The sequence below is a fragment of the Pedobacter sp. Leaf250 genome, from assembly GCF_920984735.1.
Lineage (GTDB): Bacteria > Bacteroidota > Bacteroidia > Sphingobacteriales > Sphingobacteriaceae > Pedobacter.
Map to the genome: position 1 here is coordinate 247,338 of NZ_CAKLBU010000004.1, position 24,132 is coordinate 271,469.

21 protein-coding genes are annotated in these 24,132 nt (G+C 37.5%); 8 read left to right on the plus strand and 13 right to left on the minus strand.

Annotation, left to right across the window (positions count from 1 at the left end):
* Nucleotides 1-47 precede the first annotated feature (47 nt).
* From LUA91_RS05555 to rpsT, 12 genes are all read right to left on the minus strand, one after another.
* Nucleotides 48-563, minus strand: coding sequence for a DUF962 domain-containing protein (locus LUA91_RS05555; RefSeq protein WP_231425026.1), 516 nt, complete (start codon nucleotides 561-563; stop codon nucleotides 48-50).
* Nucleotides 564-857: 294 nt separating this feature from the next.
* Nucleotides 858-2,429: a ribonuclease Y gene (gene rny / locus LUA91_RS05560; protein ID WP_231425027.1), complete on the minus strand. Its 1,572-nt coding sequence runs from the start codon at nucleotides 2,427-2,429 to the stop codon at nucleotides 858-860.
* Nucleotides 2,430-2,732: 303 nt separating this feature from the next.
* Nucleotides 2,733-3,023, minus strand: coding sequence for a cell division protein ZapA (locus tag LUA91_RS05565; RefSeq protein ID WP_231425028.1), 291 nt, complete (start codon nucleotides 3,021-3,023; stop codon nucleotides 2,733-2,735).
* Between the two features lie 33 nt (nucleotides 3,024-3,056).
* A complete protein-coding gene (locus tag LUA91_RS05570; RefSeq protein WP_231425029.1) occupies nucleotides 3,057-3,347 on the minus strand; it encodes a hypothetical protein in 291 nt (96 codons plus the stop codon).
* Nucleotides 3,348-3,378: 31 nt separating this feature from the next.
* Complete coding sequence (gene pheT / locus LUA91_RS05575) at nucleotides 3,379-5,778, minus strand: phenylalanine--tRNA ligase subunit beta (RefSeq protein ID WP_231425030.1); 2,400 nt, start codon at nucleotides 5,776-5,778, stop codon at nucleotides 3,379-3,381.
* 493 nt (nucleotides 5,779-6,271) lie between these two features.
* Entirely contained in the window at nucleotides 6,272-6,466 is a 195-nt protein-coding gene (locus LUA91_RS05580; protein ID WP_231425031.1) for a hypothetical protein, read from the minus strand.
* A 3-nt stretch (nucleotides 6,467-6,469) separates the two neighbouring features.
* The gene (locus LUA91_RS05585) at nucleotides 6,470-6,658 is read right to left on the minus strand and encodes a hypothetical protein (protein ID WP_231425032.1); all 189 of its coding nucleotides are present in this window, start codon (nucleotides 6,656-6,658) and stop codon (nucleotides 6,470-6,472) included.
* 1 nt (nucleotide 6,659) lies between these two features.
* Nucleotides 6,660-8,054: a radical SAM protein gene (locus LUA91_RS05590; protein WP_231425033.1), complete on the minus strand. Its 1,395-nt coding sequence runs from the start codon at nucleotides 8,052-8,054 to the stop codon at nucleotides 6,660-6,662.
* Nucleotides 8,047-8,817 (minus strand): prolipoprotein diacylglyceryl transferase, encoded by a 771-nt coding sequence (locus tag LUA91_RS05595; RefSeq protein ID WP_231425034.1) that lies wholly within the window; start codon nucleotides 8,815-8,817, stop codon nucleotides 8,047-8,049. Before LUA91_RS05595 ends, LUA91_RS05590 begins: the two co-directional genes overlap by 8 nt.
* Before the next feature lie 11 nt (nucleotides 8,818-8,828).
* A complete protein-coding gene (locus LUA91_RS05600) occupies nucleotides 8,829-9,665 on the minus strand; it encodes an endonuclease/exonuclease/phosphatase family protein (RefSeq protein WP_231425035.1) in 837 nt (278 codons plus the stop codon).
* A 151-nt stretch (nucleotides 9,666-9,816) separates the two neighbouring features.
* Nucleotides 9,817-10,515, minus strand: coding sequence for a DNA repair protein RadC (gene radC, locus LUA91_RS05605; protein ID WP_231425036.1), 699 nt, complete (start codon nucleotides 10,513-10,515; stop codon nucleotides 9,817-9,819).
* 75 nt (nucleotides 10,516-10,590) lie between these two features.
* Nucleotides 10,591-10,845: a 30S ribosomal protein S20 gene (gene rpsT / locus LUA91_RS05610; protein WP_010603296.1), complete on the minus strand. Its 255-nt coding sequence runs from the start codon at nucleotides 10,843-10,845 to the stop codon at nucleotides 10,591-10,593.
* 242 nt (nucleotides 10,846-11,087) lie between these two features.
* Here rpsT and purN point away from each other — a divergent pair, with 242 nt between their 5' ends.
* Nucleotides 11,088-11,666, plus strand: a complete 579-nt coding sequence (gene purN, locus LUA91_RS05615) for a phosphoribosylglycinamide formyltransferase (RefSeq protein WP_231425037.1) — start codon at nucleotides 11,088-11,090, stop codon at nucleotides 11,664-11,666.
* Between the two features lie 125 nt (nucleotides 11,667-11,791).
* Here purN and LUA91_RS05620 read toward each other — a convergent pair whose 3' ends face one another.
* Nucleotides 11,792-13,471, minus strand: coding sequence for a PNGase F N-terminal domain-containing protein (locus LUA91_RS05620; RefSeq protein ID WP_231425038.1), 1,680 nt, complete (start codon nucleotides 13,469-13,471; stop codon nucleotides 11,792-11,794).
* Between the two features lie 653 nt (nucleotides 13,472-14,124).
* Between LUA91_RS05620 and LUA91_RS05625 the strand changes: the two genes are divergently transcribed.
* The 7 genes from LUA91_RS05625 to rodA all read left to right on the plus strand — a co-directional run bounded on the left by LUA91_RS05625 (nucleotide 14,125) and on the right by rodA (nucleotide 23,831).
* A complete protein-coding gene (locus LUA91_RS05625; RefSeq protein ID WP_231425039.1) occupies nucleotides 14,125-15,897 on the plus strand; it encodes a mechanosensitive ion channel family protein in 1,773 nt (590 codons plus the stop codon).
* Nucleotides 15,898-16,089: 192 nt separating this feature from the next.
* Nucleotides 16,090-17,616, plus strand: a complete 1,527-nt coding sequence (gene purH / locus LUA91_RS05630; RefSeq protein WP_231425040.1) for a bifunctional phosphoribosylaminoimidazolecarboxamide formyltransferase/IMP cyclohydrolase — start codon at nucleotides 16,090-16,092, stop codon at nucleotides 17,614-17,616.
* Nucleotides 17,617-18,117: 501 nt separating this feature from the next.
* Nucleotides 18,118-19,140: a rod shape-determining protein gene (locus LUA91_RS05635; protein WP_010601761.1), complete on the plus strand. Its 1,023-nt coding sequence runs from the start codon at nucleotides 18,118-18,120 to the stop codon at nucleotides 19,138-19,140.
* 73 nt (nucleotides 19,141-19,213) lie between these two features.
* Nucleotides 19,214-20,053: a rod shape-determining protein MreC gene (mreC, locus tag LUA91_RS05640; protein WP_231425041.1), complete on the plus strand. Its 840-nt coding sequence runs from the start codon at nucleotides 19,214-19,216 to the stop codon at nucleotides 20,051-20,053.
* A complete protein-coding gene (locus tag LUA91_RS05645) occupies nucleotides 20,046-20,561 on the plus strand; it encodes a rod shape-determining protein MreD (protein ID WP_231425042.1) in 516 nt (171 codons plus the stop codon). The genes mreC and LUA91_RS05645 overlap by 8 nt, the downstream gene beginning before the upstream one ends.
* A complete protein-coding gene (mrdA, locus tag LUA91_RS05650) occupies nucleotides 20,561-22,564 on the plus strand; it encodes a penicillin-binding protein 2 (RefSeq protein ID WP_231425043.1) in 2,004 nt (667 codons plus the stop codon). The genes LUA91_RS05645 and mrdA overlap by 1 nt, the downstream gene beginning before the upstream one ends.
* A gap of 1 nt (nucleotide 22,565) precedes the next feature.
* A complete protein-coding gene (gene rodA / locus LUA91_RS05655) occupies nucleotides 22,566-23,831 on the plus strand; it encodes a rod shape-determining protein RodA (protein ID WP_231425044.1) in 1,266 nt (421 codons plus the stop codon).
* Nucleotides 23,832-24,132 lie beyond the last annotated feature (301 nt).

Consider the following 24,132-nt stretch of genomic DNA (forward strand, 5'->3'; position numbering starts at 1 on the left):
TAAGCTTTGTTTAGCTAAAGGTTAATTTAATGTTACCCGCTTTTTGATTAGTATTTTATACCCACTTTCTTGCATATAAAGTGCAATAACCAAATCGGACCAATTAACAGGAACTTAACATCATCTAAAAATGATGGCTTCTTACCTTCAATTTTATGCCCGATGAATTGACCGACCCAGGCGGCTACAAATATAGCAGCATAAATGGCATAAGCTGTACCACTACCCAAACCAACAGCCTGCTCTATCTTTACGATAATATAACTCATTAAACCCACTACCCAAATCATCAAGAAAAATAATACTGGAGAAAGTGTGAAATAATAATATAAACTGAAAGCCAATAAAAACGATGCCCAATTGAAAAAGCCATTGTAACTGCCTAAAAAACCAATATGAGGAAATGGAATTTGCCAAATCAAGCCGAGTAAACTGAAAACGATTAAAGGAACACAAATCCAGTGAACCAGTTTATTGGTTGAATTTTGATGGCTCTCCGCATACTTATCAAAAAGTACATCAACAGGGCGTTTAGGTTCAATTTGTATCGTTGGCTTGCTCATGATGTAAAATTATGAAAAAATGTTGGAGATACTGTTATCATAAGCGTATCGTCATTGCGAGGTACGAAGCAATCTATCTCGCAATGACAGAAATGGTAAATCATTCCGATAAGATTTAGTGAGAAACTTTATAATCTATGGAAAACCCAAAACAAAAAAAGCGATGGAAAATCCATCGCTTAAATATATATCATTTCGTGAGGTCGCAAACTAAAATAACATTAACACAATCAATTTAATCTCATAATCTGTGTAATCAATCGCATTAGCGTAAAATCAGTGTAATCACCTTCTTTACTTCGCAAAAGCTACCGAACGTGTTTCGCGAATAACGGTTACTTTAATCTGACCAGGATAAGTCATCTCTGTCTGAATACGGGTTGAAATATCAGCCGCTAACAATTCTGCCTGTGCATCTGTGATTCTTTCACTTTCTACAATAACACGCAATTCCCTACCTGCCTGGATGGCAAAAGTTTTTTCTACACCTGGATAAGAAAGTGCCAACTCTTCAAGATCTTTCAATCGTTTAATGTAGCTTTCTACCACTTCTCTACGTGCACCCGGGCGAGCACCTGAAATCGCATCACAAGCCTGGATAATTGGCGAAATCATCGACGTCATTTCAATTTCGTCGTGGTGAGCACCAATGGCATTGCAAATTTCTGGATGTTCTTTATATTTTTCGGCCAGTTGCATACCCAAAATAGCGTGTGGCAATTCAGGATTATCATCAGGCACTTTACCAATATCGTGAAGTAAACCAGCACGTTTTGCCATCTTCGCATTTAAGCCCAATTCTGCAGCCATAGTAGCACAGAAATTAGCTACCTCACGCGAGTGATGTAAAAGGTTTTGTCCATAAGATGAACGGTAACGCATACGGCCAACCATACGAATCAGTTCTGGATGTAAACCGTGGATACCTAAATCAATTACTGTACGCTCGCCGATTTCTACAATCTCATCCTCAATTTGCTTTTTCGTTTTAGCAACAATCTCTTCAATACGGGCCGGGTGGATACGACCATCCGTTACCAAACGATGCAAAGCCAAACGGGCAATTTCTCTTCTCACCGGATCAAAACCAGATAAGATAATGGCTTCAGGTGTATCATCAACAATAATTTCGATACCAGTAGCCGCTTCTAAAGCACGAATATTTCTACCCTCTCTGCCAATTACACGACCTTTAATTTCATCACTTTCAATATGAAAAATAGAAACCGAGTTTTCAATTGCTGCCTCGGTTGCGGTACGCTGAATGGTTTGGATCACCACTTTTTTCGCTTCCTTGCTGGCAGTAAGTTTTGCCTCATCCACAATATCCTTAATTTGGATCATGGCTTGCGTACGGGCAACTTCCTTTAAATTATCTACCAATTGGTTTTTTGCTTCTTCTGCAGATAAGCCGGCAATAGTTTCCAATTGAGTTAAATGTTGATTTTTTAATACTTCAACTTCTTCTTGTTTTTTAACAGCAAGTTCTGTTTGTTTCTCTAGGTTAACTTTTTGCTTATCTAGCTCCTGCTCTTTTTTGTTGAAGTTTTCCATGCGCTGATTTACCGATTGCTCTTTCTGCTTCATGGTATTTTCACGCTGGTTTATCGTGTTATTTTTTGCATTCACTTCTTGCTCATGCTCTGCCTTCAACTGCAAAAATTTCTCTTTTGCTTCTAAAAGCTTATTCTTTTTTAAAATCTCTGCATTGTTTTCTGCATCTTTTAAAATCTTTTTAACCTTATTTTGGGCTGCTACTTCCTGCCCCTTCAATAAGTTACGCAGCAGGAACCTGCCCACCGCTATACCGATACCTAAGCCTGCTATTAGGGCAAATATGTATCCTAGAATTTCCGTTATCTCCATTTTGTTTTTTAAGTAAAAAAAAACCGCAACTAATTTTTTTAAAGTCTCATCATTTTAAACCTCAACTAAGCATAATTGGGATTTAAGCCATTTTCAGGTGCATAAAGCAGATGAAATACGCCCTCTTAACCCCATAGATATTGAAGTGTTAAGTTTTATAAATTTGAAACTCAAAAAACTAGCCGCGGCTATGTTTTTATGCTAATAATTATAAGCTATCGTCATGCTGAATTTATTTCAGCATATTATTAATTAAATTTTGGCTTGCGCCAAATGACGAATACTTAAAAAGAACGAACCTTTTTATTTTGTGAAAAAACCATTGAGTAAAACATCCAATTCTTCAACCTTATCGGCAACAGCGGTATCCTGGCTTTGTACTTTGTTTTCCGTTCTTAATACGGCGGTTGCATAATGCAAAACTGCCATAGAAAGAAGATCCTGCTTATCTCTAACCGCATAATTATCTTGATAATCCTTAATGCGCTCATTGATCATTTTAGCTGCCCGTCTCACAATTTCTTCCTCTTCTGTATTTACCTTTAACGGATAAATACGATCGGAAATGGTTATTTTAATCGAGATTTCTCCCATTTGTTAGCTTAGTTTCTGATTAATCTGCATCATTTATTTTTTTAACAATGCAATACTCTTATCAATCTCCCGCACAAAATCGTTAATTTTCTGTTTTATATCAAGCGATTTTTCACTTGTGCCCTCTATACTTTTAGCCAATTTTGTAACCCTTAATTTTTCATCAAGTTCTACATTTTTAACTTTTGAAGTATCAAGCGCAACTTTTAACGATTGATTTTCAAGCTTTAATAAATCATTTTCTTCTTGTAGTGCATTACATAACTCAATTAATTGAGCTGTTTTATGTAGTACTTTATCTAATTGATCTGCAACAGAAGTCATGAATTTATTTCTAAAAATACGAATTTAAATTTTATTTCCTAATTTCTGCGCCCGCTTGCTGGGTTAAATTCGCGATTAGTTTTTGCATGGTATGCTCAATCTGCTTATCGGTTAAAGTTTGCTCCTCATCTTGCAAAATAAAATTCAGTGCATAAGATTTTTTACCCTCGGGTAATTTATCACCTACATAAACATCAAAAACACCTACCTCTTTAATCAGCTTTTTATCTGTTTTAAATGCAATCCCTTTTAAGGTATCGAAGGTTACGGCCTGATCTATTAATAAAGATAAATCTCTACGCACCTGAGGATATTTCGAAACCTCTTTGTTAACGATTTTATTTTTCTTTACGATATCAAGAATTCCTGCCCAATCAAAATCTGCATAAAAAACAGCTGCATTCACATCAGCAACTTTACGATCAGCCTTACTTACAGCACCAAAACTTACTATGGTTTTATCGCCACGGAAATACTTAATGCCATAGGCAAAGTAATCATCATTCAAAGTATCGGTTTGATAACTGGAAATTCCTAAGCGGGAAATGATTGCATCAACAGCAGATTTTAAATTATAGAAACTTGCTGATTTAGAATTTTGGTTCCATTGTTCGCCTTGCTTTGCTCCAGAGATCAACAATAATAACCTCGGGCGCTCCACATATTTTTCATTGATTAGATGATAAGTTTTGCCGAACTCAAAAAACTTTACATCAGCATTCTTACGGTTCTGGTTATAAGCAACGCTTTCCAAAGCTGGCATCAACAGGTTTTGGCGCATCACATTTAAATCGCTACTTAAAGGATTCAAGATAAAAACTGCCTCATCCAGATTTTTAGAATAGGTAGATTTTGTTAAGGAGTTGCACATGATCTCGGCATAGCCATTTGCCGATAGCAGATCAGCAATTACATTGTGCGTATTTTCTTTTTCAGGCTTAACACTATATGATAATGATGCATTTACTTTCGATGGAATTTCGATATTGTTGTAACCATAAATCCTCAAAACCTCCTCCGTAATATCGCATTCACGTGTTACATCTACCTTAAATGATGGAACCCTCAACGCCAGCGTATCATCAGATGTACTGGTTGCGCTAATGCCCAGAGCAGTAATAATATGCTTGATTTCTGCTGATGGAATATTTGCACCAATTAATTTATTAATATTGGTATAACTTACCTCGAACTCAAATGGCTTGACATGGCTTGGATAGATGTCAGAAATGGATGAGGAGATTTCTCCACCTGCCAATTCCTTAATTAATAAAGCTGCATATTTTAAAGCCGTAACGGTAATTTCCGGATCAGTTCCACGCTCGTAGCGGAAAGAAGCATCTGTTTTCAACGCAAATCGCTTTGCTGTTTTACGCACCGAAACCGAATTGAAATAAGCACTTTCTAAAAAGATGTTTTTTGTTTCGGTATCAACACCTGAAGTTTTGCCACCAAAAACACCTGCAATACACATCGGCGCATCGGCATTACAAATCATCAAATCATCCGCACTCAATTTACGCTCTACATCATCAAGAGTAACAAATGGTGTTCCTTCTGCAACTTTCTTTACAATTACTTTTCCGCCATTGATTTTATCGGCATCGAATGCATGTAGCGGCTGACCTAAACCATGCAAAACATAATTGGTAATATCCACCACATTATTAATCGGGCGAAGACCAATCACTTTTAATTTATCTTTTAACCAATCTGGCGAATCTGTAACGGTAACGCCAGAAATTGTTAAGCTACTGTATCGCGGACAAGCTTCCGAATCATCAACCTCAACGGGGATAACTAAATTTTCGTTATCCGTTTTGAATGCAGAAAGATCGGGCATTTCATATTCACTTCTGAAATATGCGGCCAAATCTCTGGCCACACCTAAATGCGAAGCCGCATCGGCACGGTTTGGCGTTAAACCAATTTCGAAAACGTAATCATCATCCATTTTAAAATGATCTTTGGCACGAATTCCGATTTCGGTATCATCAGCTAAGATCATAATCCCATCGTGAGATTTCCCCAAGCCAATTTCATCTTCGGCACAAATCATTCCCTGCGAAACCTCTCCCCTAATTTTCGATTCCTTAATTTTAAAAGGCTCGCCCTCCAGAGGATAAACCGTTGTACCAACTGTTGCAACTACAACTTTTTGTCCGGCAGCAACGTTAGGCGCACCACAAACAATTTGTAAAGTTTCTTTTCCGCCAGCATTTACAGTGGTAACACGTAAACGATCGGCGTTAGGATGTTGAACGCAGGTTAAAACCTCGCCAATAACAAGTCCTTCAAGCCCACCCACAACTGGCTGAACTTGATCAACACTTTCTACCTCCAAACCAATGTTAGTTAGGATCAAAGAAAGCTCGGCAGGCGTTTTATCTATTTGAACGAATTGTTTTAACCAGTTATATGATATTTTCATTTATTAAGATTTGAGATTCGAGTCATGAGATTTGAGATATATCATGCCTAAAATAGCTATTCAAGAATTATAAAACGCAAAGATAATATTTAAAGACGAAAGGTTTTAGAAATTGAAAAACAGAATGATTTATAATTTTATTTATTAAGACTACCTTTTTTTTAAATTTAAGGAAGATTATTCCATGAGGAAATTGCTTTCCCGAAAAGTCTAGCCCGACTGTCGTACCCACGCCATCTGTGGGAAGGCAAAAACAATAATAGGAGCGTCATTGCGAAGCCGGGATTGTGTAAGCTGAAGCAATCTATTTTTTTGTTGGATATGCAACACTAATTAGGTTTGTATTAATGAGGAACTAAACGATCGCATTGCTATCGCAGTAAGATTGCTTCGTACCTCGCAATGGCGAAATCATTATGGAAAGTGTTCGCTTGAGCTCGATTATAATTGGTGTTAGTCTAAAGATTTCTCGGCTCCACCCAAACCAAAAACACTACCTACCAATACTCAAATTTGATAAAATTACAGCACAAGCACCTGCCCCAATAACCACCATAATTACCGAAGCAATTATTAATTTCAGACCAGGTTTTACAGATTCATTCTTGGTAGATTTTACAATCACCTGAATCACCCCAACAATAAACAGGATAACCACTGCAAGCCAATAAAGTATAAATATTTCCATGTCTTATCCGTTTGCAAGCAATACAGCACAGGCACCCCCACCAATTACAACCAAGATAATGGAGGCAATAAGCATCTGCACACCAGTTTTAGTCGGTTGGTTATTTGACGATTTTACAATGATCGTAATGATGCCCGCTATGAATAAACCAACAATGGCAAGTCCGTATAGAAATAACAGAATAATAATCATATCAATTCATATTTAGTTTTTCCCTTATGGTATCAATTTTATGATCACGATAAAAAATATTCATCGTTTCAAACGGCACCATTTTATATTTATCACTTACAATATGAACGCATGATTTTTTAACAGCTCTAACATCAAAATCAAGCGGATCCATAAAATTCATAATGATAATCCGGAAGAGATTATCGTAGCTTAAATGATCAGACTTTACTCTTGGCAAACAGCACATTAATTCTCCAAACGTATCTTCGGCGCAATCTACTGATACACCCGTACTAAATAAGTTTAACATGTGTTCCTTAAGCTTTTCATCATGTTCAAAAACGATAGTATTCTTCGAGTTATTCAATAAATCTTCCGGATTGATCAAGTGAGTCATTGGAATAACCTCATCGCCAATTTTTAGGGCATAAGCCATACAAAGTGCATCAGGGTTACATGGAACAGGAATTAAATCCTGTGGCGTAAATATGGGATATTGTTCGTAAATCTTCCTGCGAACCTCTGTTAATGTTATTCTCCCCTTCTGATCATTGTAATAATCATTTCGCCCTGCCACTTGCGTTGGCTGAAAAGTTACCCCGCGAACGCAGCGCTGTTTAAGTGCATAATCTAAAATATCGCCAATCTCATGGTCATTCAATCCATTCTGAAGCGTTACCACTAATGTTGTAGAAACATTAAACTGGTTTAAATGATCGATAGCTTTCTTTCTCACCTCGGTTAAATCTTCACCCCTCATTTTGGTTAAAACTTCCGGACTAAAACTATCAAACTGCAGATAAATTTCAAAATCTGGCATGTACGAAGCCAGCTTTTCGACGAAATGAATGTCTTTTGCAATTCTAATCCCGTTTGTATTCACCATTAAATGTTTAATGGGTTTGGTTTTGGCTAAATCCAGTATTTTAAAAAATTCGGGATGTACTGTGGGTTCGCCTCCAGAGAGCTGAACCACATCTGGCTCACCTTCATTTTCAACTACCACATCCATCATTCGCTCAATTTCTGCCAATGTTCGGTGCCTGCCATAATGTGGCGACGACATGGCGTAGCAAGTCGGACAAGCCAGATTACAACGATCGGTTACCTCGAGCACAGTTAAACAGGAATGTTGCTCATGGTCGGTACATAAACCACAATCGTAAGGACAACCATAATGCACCTTCGTGTTAAACTTCAGCGGCATTTCTGATTGCTTATTGTAATTCCTGATTTGCTTGTAATATTCAACATCATCCGCAATCATTACTTTACTATCGCCATGGGTTTTACAGTTTTTGAGCATAAAAACCTTGGCATCCTGAAACACGATTTTGGCATCGCAAAGCATCAGGCATTCAGGACATAAACTTTTGGTATAATCGTAATAAATATAATCTCTCGTATTAGCCATAATGTTGCGATCTGATAAAAATAGACTTCGATATTCTGATGATGAATTGATAATAATACGCAAAAATCAGCAATGCCGACCAATGAATACTGCTTAAATTTAAGAATAATGGTTGATATGGTTTTATAAATTCAACCAGAAAACGAAAAAGAAAATACAGAATCATGAACAATTTAAATCGATCTCCATTGATGAGCTTTTTATTTTTTATGGATCTGAAAAAGATAAGAAGTACCACCAAATAAAACATTTCATAGAGCATTATGGGATGCCTCTCAATACCATCGCCTAAATCCATACCAAATAACGAAGAGGTTGGAATCCCATACGTTGGCTCATCAATACCCATCGAAAAACATCCAATTCTCCCTATAAATAAAGCAGTTAAAATTGGGATAACATAAATATCTCCAGAAGCTATATTTACGCTAATGATCTTTTTAATAATTTCCACACCAAATAAGCCACCCAACAAACCACCTACAATGGTTTTGCTTTGATAAAGTACAGAAAAACTTAAATGGGCTACTACTTCTGGTGTTTCCAAAACGGCCACCACACGCGAGCCAATTAAAGCGCCCAACATGGCACCAAGCATAATCCACAATCGGTTTTCATCTGATATAGGATCTGAAATACCTTTCTTTAAATAATAGTAAACCCTAACACCTATAATAAAAGCAAGGGTTTCAAAGAGATAATGGTAGTGATACAGATTACCAAAAAGCTCGAACTGAAAAGGGAAAGGCGAATTAGATTTCAATATTTATACATTTAAAACCAAAGTCTGGCGAAAACCGGCAAATGATCTGATGGATATTTTTTATCCTTACTATCGCTTAAAACAGCAAATTTTTGAACCTTAAAGCCTTTATTCACAAATATATAATCAATTCTGTTTTTTAAATCGCTGTTAAAATCGAAAGCATTAAAGGTTCCATTCGGACCATAGGCCAGCTCCTGGCTGATTTCTTTTGCATCGGTTAAAAATGATTTTATGGTTGTGATGGCTTCGGTTTCGGGCGTTACGTTTAAATCGCCGGTAAATACCACGGGTAAGGCTGGCGCAATCTGCTGTATTTTTTGCTTCAATAATTTAGCCGATTCAATTCGGGCCTGCACACCAATATGATCGTAATGCGTATTAAATACCAGGAATTCTTTTTTATTGATTTTATCGTAAAGGCGTACCCAGCTGCAAACCCGGTTCAAAGCAGCATCCCATCCTTTCGATGGCACATCTGGCGTTTCTGAAAGCCAAAAAGTTCCACCATCCTTTTTGGTAAAGCGATCTTTATCAAAATATACAGCAGAAAATTCGCCTTTGCGTTTGCCATCTTCGCGACCAACGCCAACCACATCAAAATTTGAATTTTCCAGTAAGGCATCAAATTGTTCTGGTAAAGCTTCCTGTACACAAAGTATATCTGCGTCGTGAAATTTCACCAGGGCCTTCACATTATCTTTTCGGTTTGGCCAGGCATTTACACCATCAGATGCCACATTTAAGCGAATGTTATATGTGATGATATTAATGGGCATAGCCTTTTTTTGGGCCAAAGCCATCGTAGAGAGTAATACGAGTGAAAGTATAAGTTTAAAACTTTTCATAAGATGATTTAATTTTCAATTTGCCAATATTACTAATTTAGTGTTAATAGCGTTTTAAGTAGTCAAATTGTTATACAATATCTTTAAAACAATTCATGCTTTGTAAAAACCTTAAAATAAATCAGGGTAACAACTGCCATAAATCGATGTTTTAAATTACATCCTCATCTTTATAACTGTAATAATTATGGTTAGCGAAGATTAAATGATCAACCACATAAAGCCCAAGCATTTTTCCTGATGCCACCAGGTCTTTTGTAATTTTATTATCGCTTTCGCTGGGTTTTAAATTTCCCGATGGATGGTTATGTGCCAGAACGATGTAGGCTGCGTTATTTTCTAAGGCTACTTTAAAGATAATTTTTGGGTCGGCCACCGTTCCGGCCTGGCCACCCTTGCTAATTAAATGCTTCCCGATAATATGATTGGATCGGTTGAGCAATAAAATCCAGAATTCTTCATGATTGAGATCGGCAAAGGTGTGGTGGAGATATTTATAAACATCGCTCGATGCTGTAATTTGCGTAAGCTGTTCTTCCTTGGTTTCTTTTCTTCGAAGCCCCAGCTCTAAAGCAGCCACTATCGAAATGGCTTTAGCTTCGCCTATGCCTTTAAATCTGGAGAGATCCTGTATAGAAGCTTTACCCAACTTGGTGAGGTTGTTTTCATAAAAAGCCAGAATCCGCTTGCTCAAATCTACAGCAGTTTCAGTTCTATTTCCAGAACCAATTAAAATAGCAATCAATTCGGCATCAGTTAAATGCCTGCGACCATGTTGCAACAATTTTTCTCTGGGCCGGTATTCTTCAGCCCATAACTTTATCCCTAACTTTTGATCGTATGCTTCCATAATTTTTTACGCAAAAAAAAGGCATCCCAACGTTTGGTTGGGATGCCTTTTACTAATATCGTAAAAAACTTTAGCTTATGCTAAACCGTTAACGAATTTCGTTAATTTCGATTTGTTGTTAGCTGCTTTGTTTTTGTGAATGATGTTCTTTTTAGCTAAACGATCTAACATAGAGATTACTTTAGGCAATAAATCTGAAGCAGATTTTTTATCTTCTGCAGCACGTAATCTCTTGATGAAAGTACGGGTAGTTTTTGCCTGATATCTGTTACGTAAACGTTTTGTAGCGTTTGCTCTAATTCTTTTTAATGAAGATTTATGATTTGCCATTTCTATTTAGCCTTTTATTTTTTCTTAATCGTTTCCTATAATTCGGGTTGCAAATATAGAGTTTATGTTTTTAAATTACAAAAGAATTTAATTTTTTTATCCACATCAATACCTGCCCCTTTTTCAGCTACAAAAATACGTTAAATTTATTCATTAATAACACATTAGCGCAACGTAATAAAAATAAACTTCTATACAGAAAACATGCGTAAAAATACTATTTTTGGACAAAACGATTTTGAGTGAAAAAACGAATAGCCATCTTTGCATCCGGTTCTGGCTCCAATGCCCAAAAACTAATGGAGCATTTTAAACGCAGTAACGACATCGAAATTTCTTTAGTGTTAACCAATAATGCCGATGCCTATGTTTTACAAAGAGCTGATAACTTTGAAATTCCATCGCATATTTTCGATAAACAGGAATTTTACAAAACGGAAGAGATCATCGATTTACTCAAGAATTTAGATATTGATTTTATTGTACTGGCTGGTTTCTTATGGCTCATTCCTCAAAATTTAATCGCAGCCTACCCGGGAAGAATCATTAATATTCACCCTGCAATTTTACCAAAGTTTGGCGGAAAAGGAATGTATGGCGATCATGTACACCATGCTGTAATGGCAGCAGGCGAAAATGAAGGCGGCATTACCATTCATTATGTGGATGAAAATTATGATGAGGGCGAATATATTTATCAAGCCAAATACAAAATAGACAAGGGCGATAACCTGGAAATGGTCAAATTTAAAGGCCAGCAATTGGAACATTTGCATTACCCCCGAATTGTGGAGACTTTGGTAAAGAAGATAAAGAAATAATTATTAACAACTTTTCGAACTCATCCTTGATTCCATATCCACTTCAACCTTTATTTTGTTGGCGGGGAATTAAAGGCGAATGGTTTATGCTATTGAAAAAATTACTGAAGATACTACAGAATAAATTACTCTTTACCGAGCAAAACGCCCGAAACATTCCAGGCGCTTGAACTCGAACCCTGCGGCAGACCCATTGGAATGGTCACTTTTATCGTGTGGTCTCCTGCCTTTAAATCTCCCAAACTAATTATATTCGGGTTGGTAACCGTTCCTGGACACCAATTAGAACGGCTTAAATCGGATGATGATAATCCGGTTTCGAAATTGCCAGATGCCGGGTTTGACAGCCGGTAAGAGCCACAATCCTGTCGCCAGGGAATAAATGCAAAAGCTTCTTTCCCATCAAGCCAGATCGTATTTTTACGGGGCACAAACTCATCTCCGCCACCCCAGCCGCCATGACCAGTGGTGATATAACGCAATTTGGCATCTTTAACATCTTTAATTAAAGTGAATGAAACTTCCAGGCCTTTATCACTACTGAACATAGTTGCATATTCCTGTCCGGCCATTTCCATCACATTTGTCGAATTAAATAACGGCAAAATCAGGGCTTTATCCACCTTCTCCCGCCCTGCATTGTGCAACGTAATATTCAATGAAATTTTATGTCCGCCCTTATCATAATTGCCAATAAAAACCGCAATCCAAACTTCCTTTCCATTAACAAGTGGAAATAATTCTGAAACGTCCTGCCTGTAATAAACCCGATCTGCCCATTTCTTATCCTTCAATTTTAGATAGTTGTATTGCCCAACCCCAAATGGCGTGAAAAACCGCATCACTTCAATTACCGGACTGTAATTTGGCGTTGCAACTACACCCTGGTAGGTTTTACCATTTCCGTTATCGTAAACAGGCAAAACTTTAACAGAATTTTCAAGCGCATTCATTAAACTAAGCGGCTTATCCGTAGGGATAATAAACACAGAACCTGTCCTGTCGTAAGCATCGCCTTTTGACTGCTCTGTTAAATCCACAAATACATTTGTATTAGCAGTTAATTCTGGGAATTTCACCTTCCGGGCGATAACCGTTCCGCCGGCAAACCTGAAAATAGAATCCGTAGACTGCGGTTTATCTATAAAATTAATGGTTTGATTATTAAACACACTTAGGGTGGTAAATCGACTCTTCCAAAGCAAATCTTTATACGATAAACCATCTATAAGCCTGAGCCTGGTCAAATCTATTGGCTTTATGCTTTTTACTTCTTCAATTTTAGTAGCCGTCGTAAAACTGTTGCCATTGCGCACCTGCTCTAAAACCAAACCTAGGTCTTGCCCCAGAACCGTTGGTGCGGCCTTTATACTCGCTTCTGTTGTATACCACAATTCAATGGTATTCGAGTTTACAATGGTTTTTGCCTTTTTGCAAGTGTAACCTAAAATCACTTTCGTCTCATTACTGAATTCGAAAACCTGTTTCGCAATAGTAGTGCTATCTGAAGTGGAAAGCTGATCATTTTTACTTAAATCGGCCAGCTGAAACAGGATGTTCCCCGGTTTGGTAATCAGGCTTTGCTCATGAGGATATTTGGCCTGCTTGGCCAATATACTTTCGTTCGTTAATAAGTTCTGCTGCTCAGCGGCAATTACAACCGTTGGGTTTCGGTCTTCTTTCGGCTTCCCATCTGCAGAACGCCAATAAACTATCTTGTAAATAGCATTAACTTTTAATGCCTGCTGTGCCTGGCTGTAAGCACTAATAAGAACCGAAAAAATAAAGATGTACAGTTGCTTCATAAAATCGAAAACCCAAATATAAGTAATACCTGCCAGCGAAGCGATTTGTTTTTAGTGTTGAATCTATATTAGCGTTCCAAATACTGATTAATCTAATTTATATTCAAATCATATTTCAATATAAACACTATTTAAGTTGATATTAAATACCTGACAACCCCAACTCGTTCAAAAACTCTTTATGCCTTTTTTTGACATCCGTAATTTTCTTTTCGATTTCTACAAGTTGCTTATTCACTTCAGCTACAGTCTCTGTGCACCTCATCCAGTACCTCAAATTAAAGGTATGCATGTCTCTAGCTTTTTGGATGACTGAATTGATTTGTGATGCACAACTATGGTTGTAAAATAAAATCGCAATGACAATGAACTGAGGGAGATGAATAAAAGTCCTTCGACAAGTTCAGGATGACAAGTTGAAGTAGGTTTTTGAAGGGATTGCTTCGGCTCGTCCATACCTGGGCCTCGCAATGACAATGAACAGAGGGGTTAGATACAAAGCTTTCATCATCGATCACGCTGCTTAAAATGCATTGCAAAAAATCAGTTCAATCATATTTTCAACTGGCACAATTACGATTATCTTTGTACAATAAACAATCAGAAAAAACGGTCTAAGTCAATAAAGATAAAATAGAAGCACCTAAAATTAAATGAGATACAAAAAGCTGATCTTCCTTTTCATTTTAACATTTTCAACTGGCTTTAACCTGTTAGCGCAGCAAACTACAGATACGCTTACCAAAGAAAGTTTAGCCATCAACGAGGTAAAACTCATCAAAGATCAGCAGCAAAAGCAAATAGACTCCCTGGTAAAAATTCAGCTGGAAGAGCAACTCCGAAATGCAGTTGGCGACAAATCTAAAACACGTGAACTTGAAGAAAAGCTCCGAAAGATCGCCATTAGTGATTCGCTTAGAAATATTGCACAGGCAGAAGAAATTAAAAAACTCAAAGTTCATGCCCAAGGTTATCCCATAGTGCTAAATCATGATACGTTATTCAGTATATACACCAGAACGGGATCTTTTAGTGCACGTGAAAGGGCCTCAGCTATTGCTAAAAAAATCAACAACCTTTACGAGGATGCCTTTTACACTCCAGATTCATTACAAATAAAATCTTCAACAGATAATTTCGATATCGTTTATAAAAACCAGGAAATTATCATGACGATTTCAAATTTAGATGGCTTATGGTTTGGGAAAACAAATGCGAAACTGGCGGAAGAATACCTGATCACAATCAAAAGATCCATAAAAAGTGAAAGGGAATCACATAGCCTGGTAAACTGGGCGAAAAGAATTGGCTTGGTAATTTTGATTCTCATCCTACTCATTATCATGGTGGCGCTGATTAATTGGGTGTTCAGACAAATTCAAAAATACATCATCACCCGTACGCAAAAGCTAAAAGCCGGACTAAAACTTGGTTCCATAAAAGTTATTCCTGCCAAAGATCTTGAACTCATTTTTCTAAAGATAAATGGTGCAGTTAGACTACTTGTTACCTTGATCTTGATTTACCTCTCACTGCCTTTGCTTTTTAGTGTGTTTCCAGAAACAGAAAGCTGGACAAGCACTTTACTTAACTGGATTTTAGGTCCATTAAAAATTGCTTTAAATGGCGTTGTAACTTATTTACCGAACCTGTTTACCATTCTGGTGATCTACTTCATCTTTAAATTTACCCTTAAAGCAATCCGGTATTTTTTTAATGAAGTAAAACGAAGCAATATCCAGATCAATGGTTTTCATCCCGAATGGTCGGTTCCAACTTTTAACATTTTAAGATTTATTCTTTATGCCTTTATGCTGGTTATTATCTTCCCTTATTTACCGGGTTCAGGGTCAGCGGCATTTCAAGGGGTTTCTGTTTTTCTGGGGATATTAATTTCTCTGGGTTCATCGAGTGCCATAACCAATATTGTTGCTGGATTAGTGATTACCTATATGCGCCCTTTTCGCATTGGCGACAGGGTAAAAATTGGCGAGGTAATTGGCGATATTATCGAAAAGACAATGCTGGTTACCCGCATCAGAACGATCAAGAACGAAGACGTAACGGTCCCAAATTCAATGGTACTTTCCAGCAGCACCGTAAATTACTCTAGTCAGGCTAAAATTAACGGACTTATTATACACTACGAAGTTACGCTCGGTTATGATGTGCCTTGGCAAAAAGCTTATGAAATGCTCATAAATGCAGCGCTGAAAACCGATTTCATTATATCAGAACCTAAACCATTTGTATTACAAACCAAGCTTAACGATTTCTACGTTTCCTACCAGATTAATGCCTATACACATGAAGCAGGCAAACAGGCCCTGATTTACAGCAGCCTCTTGGAACACATTCAAGACGAACTTAATACCGCTGGCATCGAATTGTTATCGCCAAATTATAACGTGATACGGAAGGAATAATATATTGTTGCTCGTTTAAGTTTATTCGTTATTGCAAAAAACAAGACAAGAATATTTGCTTTTAATATCCTTCAGCTGAAAGACAAGTTTACTTCGAATGTTCTTCAAATAACATAATCATTTTTTACCTGCTTAACATACCAAAAAAACCATCGCGTTTTACTACCTTTGCGGCTCAAAATTTACAGTAGAATGAGTCAACCCATTAAAATCAAAAACGCTTTAATTTCAGTATATTATAAAGATGGTTTGGAACCATTGGTAAAATTATTAGCCGCCCAAGGTGTGCAATTATTCTCTACCGGTGGAACAGAGCAATTTATCAAAGATTTAAATTTACCAGTAACGGCAGTTGAAGATTTAACAGGTTATCCGTCAATTTTAGGTGGACGTGTAAAAACTTTGCACCCAAAAGTTTTCGGTGGAATTTTAAACCGCAGGGCTTTAGCTGGCGATCAGGAACAGATTGCAGAATATGAAATCCCTGAAATCGACTTGGTTATTGTTGATTTATACCCTTTCGAGGAAACCGTAAAAGCAGGTGGAACGCCAGAAGAAATTATCGAAAAAATTGATATCGGTGGCATTTCACTTATTCGTGCTGCTGCGAAAAACTTTAACGATGTGGTAATCATTGCATCGAAAAACGACTACCCTACTTTACAGGCACAATTAGAGGCGCAAAATGGCGAAACTACTCTGGCACAACGTAAAGCCTTTGCTAAAACAGCTTTCCATACTTCTTCTCATTACGATACGGCAATCTTCAACTATTTCAACCAGGAAGAGCCAATTGAAGTTTTCAAGCAAAGTGTAACGGATGCTAAAACCCTGCGTTATGGCGAGAATCCACATCAGGGTGCAGTATTTTATGGCGATTTAGATGCCATGTTTACTAAATTAAACGGAAAAGAACTTTCTTATAATAATTTAGTGGATGTAGATGCTGCCGTAGCTTTAATTGATGAATTCGAAGATCCAACTTTCGCAATTTTAAAACATACAAATGCTTGTGGTATTGCTTCTCGCCCTACGGTTAAGCAAGCCTGGATTGATGCATTGGGATGCGATCCGGTTTCGGCTTTTGGCGGAGTATTGATCACCAATGTAGAGGTTGATTTAGCAACGGCTGAAGAAATTAATAATTTATTTTTCGAAGTTTTAATTGCGCCATCTTATCAGCCCGAAGCGGTGGAATTGTTTAGCAAAAAGAAAAACCGTGTGATTTTGCAACGCAATAACGTTGATTTGAGCAAAAAACAATTCAAAACTTTATTAAACGGTGTAATTGAGCAGGATAAAGATTTAATTATCGAAGGTCCGGAGCAGATGACAACAGTAACCGAAAAAGCACCAACAGAACAGGAATTGAAAGATTTGCACTTCGCCAATAAAATTGTAAAACACACTAAATCAAATACCATCGTTCTGGTTAAAGATGATGTGTTGATAGCAAGTGGTGTTGGTCAAACTTCACGCGTTGATGCATTGAGACAAGCCATTGAAAAAGCGGCATCATTTGGTTTCAGCGTTAAAGGAAGTGCAATGGCTTCTGATGCTTTCTTCCCTTTTCCTGATTGCGTTGAAATTGCTGCTGATGCAGGCATAACAGCAGTTTTACAGCCAGGTGGATCAATTAAAGATGCAGATTCTGTAGCGAAAGCAAATGAAAAAGGCATTGCAATGGTAACTACTGGTGTGAGACATTTTAAACACTAAAAAGGTAAAAGGCGGAAGGTTTAAGGTTTAGCATATCTGTCATCCTGAGCTTGTCGAAGGACAAACAACATTGTCATCCTGAGCCTGTCGAAAGAATAACAAAATTGTCATCCTGAGCTTGTCGAAAGAATAACAAAATTGTCATCCTGAGCCTGTCAAAAGACAAACAACATTGTCAGACTGACACTTACTCGGGATTTTGAAAAACCAAACCCAGGTAAAATAAACCCGATTGAAGTGATAATACTTTTTGATGCTGGTTTAGTCATCCCATGAATATTAGCATGTGGCAGGTATTCACCGGATGACTTTGATTAGTTTCCTCAAAAAGATTATAACAAAGAGCGGGACTGTTTGAACCGATGAATTACAGGTTTTGATTTTCATATAATTTAATTGCAATGAAATGCATAATGAAAATCAAACTTAAAACAATAAAAATCCTATTTTTACATTAGGAATAGTATAGATTTAACAAATTAAAGAAAATATAACTCATACATGGGATTATTCAATTGGTTTACGCAGGAAGTTGCCATCGATTTAGGTACTGCGAATACCCTGATTATACATAACGACAAAGTGGTTGTAGATGAACCATCTATTGTTGCTTTTGATCGTACTACAAATAAAGTAATCGCTATAGGTCGTCAGGCGATGCAAATGGAGGGTAAAACCCACGATAATATTAAAACTGTTCGTCCACTTAAAGATGGTGTAATTGCTGATTTCAATGCTGCTGAAGCGATGATTAAAGGTATGATCCGCATGCTGAACGGTGGTAAAGGCTGGATGTTTCCATCTTTACGTATGGTGATTTGTATTCCTTCGGGTATTACAGAAGTTGAAAAACGTGCTGTACGGGATTCAGCTGAAATTGCCGGAGCTAAAGAGGTTTATTTAATTCACGAACCGATGGCTGCTGCAGTAGGTATTGGAATTGATGTAGAAGAACCAATGGGCAATATGATCATCGATATCGGTGGTGGTACTACAGAAATCGCGGTAATCGCTTTATCGGGTATCGTTTGTGATCAATCTATCCGCGTTGCGGGAGATAACTTCGACTCTGATATTGTGAATTACATCCGTCGCCAGCACAACATTATGATCGGTGACCGTACAGCTGAAAAAATTAAAATTGAAGTGGGCGCAGCTTTACCTGAATTACAGGATGCTCCAGCTGATTTCGCGGTTCAAGGTCGTGATTTAATGACTGGCGTACCAAAACAAATCACGGTTTCATACACTGAAATTGCGCATTGTTTGGATAAATCAATCTCTAAAATTGAAGAAGCCATTCTAAAAGCGTTGGAGATTACACCTCCGGAACTTTCTGCCGATATTTACCAGACTGGTATTTATTTAACAGGTGGTGGTGCTTTGTTAAGAGGTTTGGATAAACGTGTTGCTGCCAAAACAAAATTACCAGTTCACGTAGCCGAAGATCCACTTCGTGCCGTAGTTAGAGGAACTGGCATCGCCCTTAAAAACATTGGCGGTTATAAATTTTTAATGCAATAATCAAGTTTTACGTTGTAAGTTTTACGTTTTACGTTTTTGACTTACAACGTATTACCTATAACTTAGAACTTAAATGCGTAACCTTTGGATTTTCATCAGCAGATACAACGCATTTTTCCTGTTTATTATCTTTTTTATCATAGGAATTTATCTTACGGTAAAAAACAATGCCTATCAGCGTAGCGTAACCCTAAATTCTTCAAATGAAATTGTGGGCACCGCTTATGAGAGGTTAAATGTTTTTAAGAGATACCTTAATTTAGGAATGGTAAATGATAGTTTGGCTGCCGAAAACGCCAGATTAAAAACACATTTACTAAATCTTACTACTGTTGATACAGCAAAAGATGTAAAAGTAATTGATACTGTTACCAATCAACAATATACCTATTTAGCAGCAAAAGTAATTAAAAACTCCATCACGCTTCGCAATAACGTGATGACGATTAATAAAGGCAGTTTAGACGGAATAAAAAGTGGAATGGCCGTTATTGCGCCACAGCGTGGTGTGGTAGGCTTGGTTCGCGATGTTTCTGAGCACCTGGCAACCATCCAATCACTATTACATAAAGACACCCGAATCAGTGTAATGCTCAAAAAGAATACCGCTCTAGGCTCTTTAGTGTGGGGAGATTCGAATTTTGACATCAAAAAAGCATTGATCAAAGAAGTACCCAATCACATCAAAATGGTGGTGGGCGATTCTGTAGTTACATCGGGCTTTGGTTCTTTTCCAAAAGGGATTTTAGTGGGTAGGATTACAAAACCAAATGTACCCACCAATGATAACTTTTTATCGGGAGAGTTAAATTTATTTACCGATTTTAGTACGTTACAATATGTTTACGTAATAAAAGATAAACGAGCCGAAGAGCAAAAAGCTTTGGAGAGCTTAATTAAGCCAAATGAATAGTAGAATAATAATTGTAAATATAATCAGGTGGGTTCTGCTGCTTTTTGTTCAGATATTTCTGCTCAAAAACATGGGCTTTTATGATCTTTCTACACCTTTTGTATATGTACTTTTCTTATTGCTTCTCCCTTTTGGCATACCCAATATTTTATTATATACTTTAGCTTTTGCAACTGGCTTAACACTGGATGCATTTTACGATACCATGGGCGTTCATGCTACAGCATGTGTAGTGTTGGCCTTTGTAAGAATTTCTTTTATTTCCATCAGTTTAAACCGAGATGCAATTGACGACCCTGAACCTTCGTTAAGTTATATGGGTTTCCAGTGGTTTTCTCTTTATGCTTTTCTTTGTGTGCTTGCTCACCACTTGGTGCTGTTCTTTTTAGAAACATTTAGGTTAACCGAAATTGGCTATACCTTAATGAGATGCGGCTTAAGTTGTATCTTTACACTGCTTATTATTTTATTGGTAGAGTTTATATTCTATAAAAGAACATCCCGCTAATGGATCAATTATTTAACCGAAAATATATCGTTCAAGGATTATTTATTGTAATCGCCCTTATTTTACTAGGGAAATTATTTTATATCCAGATCATTAGCGATGCTGCTTTCGTTTCTGCAGAAAGTAACGTTTTGCGCAAAATTTATAAATATCCTGCCCGAGGTGCAATTTTAGATCGCAATGGGAAAGTGATAGTTCAAAATGAGCCTGTTTACGATTTGATGGTTACTCCAACCGAGGTTAAAGCATTTGATACACTTGCTTTGGCACAAGCCTTGGAAATTTCCGTTGATGATGTTCGAAAAAATTTACGTAAAGCCAGGGGAAAATCCACCTATCAATCTACTCCATTTTTAAAGCAGATTTCTGTTCAGAGTTATGCCCGTTTACAGGAAATTCTTTACCGTTTTCCTGGCTTTAGAACGCAGGATAGAACCATCAGGCATTATCCTGATAGTGTTGGCGGACAGCTTTTTGGTTTTGTAAAAGAGGTGGATAGTGCAGATATTGCCAAATCGGAAGGTTTCTACCGACCAGGAGATTATAAGGGTAAAAGTGGAATCGAACGTTCTTACGAAGATATTTTAAGAGGCGAAAAGGGTGTTGTAAATACAGTTTACGATGTGCACAATACGCCTCAGGGAAGTTATGCCGATGGCAAATATGATATTAATGCCGTTTCTGGTGAGCGCTTAATTTCGGGCATTGATATGCGGATTCAAAAACTCGGGGAAGAGTTAATGATGAATAAAGTGGGAGCAGTTGTGGCCATTGAGCCCGCCACAGGCGAAGTGCTGGCTTTTATCAGCAGCCCAGGTTATGATCCCAACTTATTAGTGGGAAGAAGCCAGGGGAACAACTACATGAGTTTAATCGGAAATCCCTATAAACCCTCTATGGTTCGGCCTATTCAGGGTAGATATCCCCCAGGATCTTCATTTAAGCCAATTGATGCACTGCTTGGTTTGCAGGAAGGTGTAATTGATGTTAATACCACATTCAACTGTCCGGGTTATTACATGGCCGGAAATCATAAGGTAAAATGCGAACACGTTGATGGAAATATCAGTATGCGTAGAGGCATTGCCAGATCATGTAACACTTATTTTTGTCACGTATTTCAAAAGTTGATTACCAGAAATGGCATGAAAAACCAGCGTCAAACCTATCAGGATTGGCGTGATAAAATTGCAAAATTTGGTTTTGGTGAGAAACTGGATATCGATTTACCTTTCGAAAAAGCTGGATATTTTTACAATTCCGATCACTACGATAAAATTTACAATAACCGCTGGGGCTACACTACGGTGATTTCTCAAGCCATTGGCCAGGGAGAAATTACGGCCACACCATTACAGATTGCCAATGCAATGGCCATTATTGCCAATCGGGGTTACTATATCAAACCTCATTTAATTAGAGCAATGGGCGATAAAATTAAAAAGGAATATGTTGATAAAAATTACGTAGGCATAGATACAAAGCATTTCGAACCGGTAATTGATGGCATGCAGGATTGTGTGAACAGTCCGTGGGGAACAGCAATTTTATCAAGAATTCCTGATGTAGTGCTTTGCGGCAAAACTGGTACGGTACAAAATCCACACGGGAAAAACCACTCGGTGTTTATTGGTTTTGCGCCGCGTGACAATCCTAAAATCGCCATTGCTGTAATTGTAGAAAATGCAGGTTTTGGAAGTACCTATGCTGCTCCAATTGCCAGTTACATGATCGAAAAGTATTTAAAAGGAACGGTTACGGGATCGAGGGCTGCACAAGTAGAATGGATGAAAAATCAAAATCTTTTGCCTGTATTAAAAGATAAAACAAAACCTGTAAAAGCCATTACCAAGGCCGATAGTTTATTGATTCAAAAAGCCGATTCAACCAAAAAAGTTAAGGATAGCTTAAGAATAAGATCTGCAACCATAAAGCAAAGTGTTGCCACTAAGCCAAAGCCAAATAAAACAGTTCAGTTAGAAAAACCTGTAACCGAAAAATAAGATGCAGCAACAACAGGGAAACCGTTTCTTTTTTAATGTAGATTGGATTACCGTTTTAATCTATATCGCCCTGTGTACCATTGGTTTTGTTAATATTTATGCTTCAATATATAATCCAGATAAAGCTGGTGTTTTTGATTTTACAAGCAGTTATGGCAAACAGCTTATTTATGTAATTTCAGGATTAATTTTGGGCTTATCCATTTTATTATTCGATGGAAGGCTTTTTAATGTTTTCTCCCCATTCATTTATGGGGGTACTTTGGTATTGCTCCTTGCGGTATTGGTGATTGGAAACAAAGTTGCGGGTAATCAGGCCTGGATTGCCATAGGATCATTTAAATTGCAGCCAGCTGAATTTGCCAAATTTGGTACCGCTTTATTATTGGCCCGCTATGTTGGAAGTTTTAATCCCAAATTCAGGGATTTTAAATCCATTGCAATTGCTGCCTTAATTGTGGGCGCACCACTGCTGTTGATTATGCTTCAACCTGATACCGGTTCAGCACTCGTTTTCCTTGCCTTTATGTTCCCCCTTTACCGTGAAGGTTTATCGGGTTATTTTCTGCTGATTTTTTTAGGGATGATTGTGTTATTCGTAGCCGATTTTCTCGTTCCCACTTGGATATTGATCACGATTATAACCGTAATTGCAGGACTTTTCATTTACAACAACCGCAGGAAACAGAAAATTATCTTCTCTACAATTTTAGTTACAATTTTTGCCATAGGTTATCTTTTTCTAATCAAAGTAGCTTACGAAAAAGTGTTGGCGCCACACCAGAGAAGCCGCATTGAACTGATGCTAGGCTTAAAGACAGATAACAGAGGTGCAGGTTACAATGTTATTCAATCACAAATAGCTATTGGGTCGGGACAGGTTACAGGTCGTGGCTTTTTAGAAGGTACACAAACCAAATACGGTTATGTACCCGAACAAAGTACCGATTTTATTTTTTCGACCATTGGTGAAGAATGGGGCTTTTTAGGTTGTGCCGTAGTAATTGGTTTATATAGTTTTTTACTACTGAGGTTAATTAACCTGGCAGAAAGACAGAGATCTACTTTCTCTAGAGTGTATGGTTATAGTGTGGCTTGCATTCTTTTCTTCCACGTTTTCATTAATATTGGAATGACCATTGGCATTATTCCAGTTATTGGCATTCCACTGCCTTTAATCAGTTATGGAGGTTCATCACTCTGGAGTTTTACAATTCTGCTGTTTATCTTTTTGAAACTGGATTCGAATAGAATGGGATTTTTTTAGAGGCAAGGAGTTGTTAGTGGAGATTGCAATCTTGATTAACCTCGTTAATTGGAACAAGAAAAATGAGATTGCCACAGCTGATGAAGGATCAGCTTCGCAATGACGAGTTCGAGGCGGATTTGTGGATTAACTCTAATTTCCACAACACCAACCATGAACGCCAACTATGAACGGTCGTCATCCTACCATTGACGTTACTTTCAACTATCTATAATTCAATTAATTGCATTTTTAGTTCATTTGCTTTTTTATGAAGAAACATGATTTGCTGCTGTTTGATTTTTTCTTCATATTTTGCTAT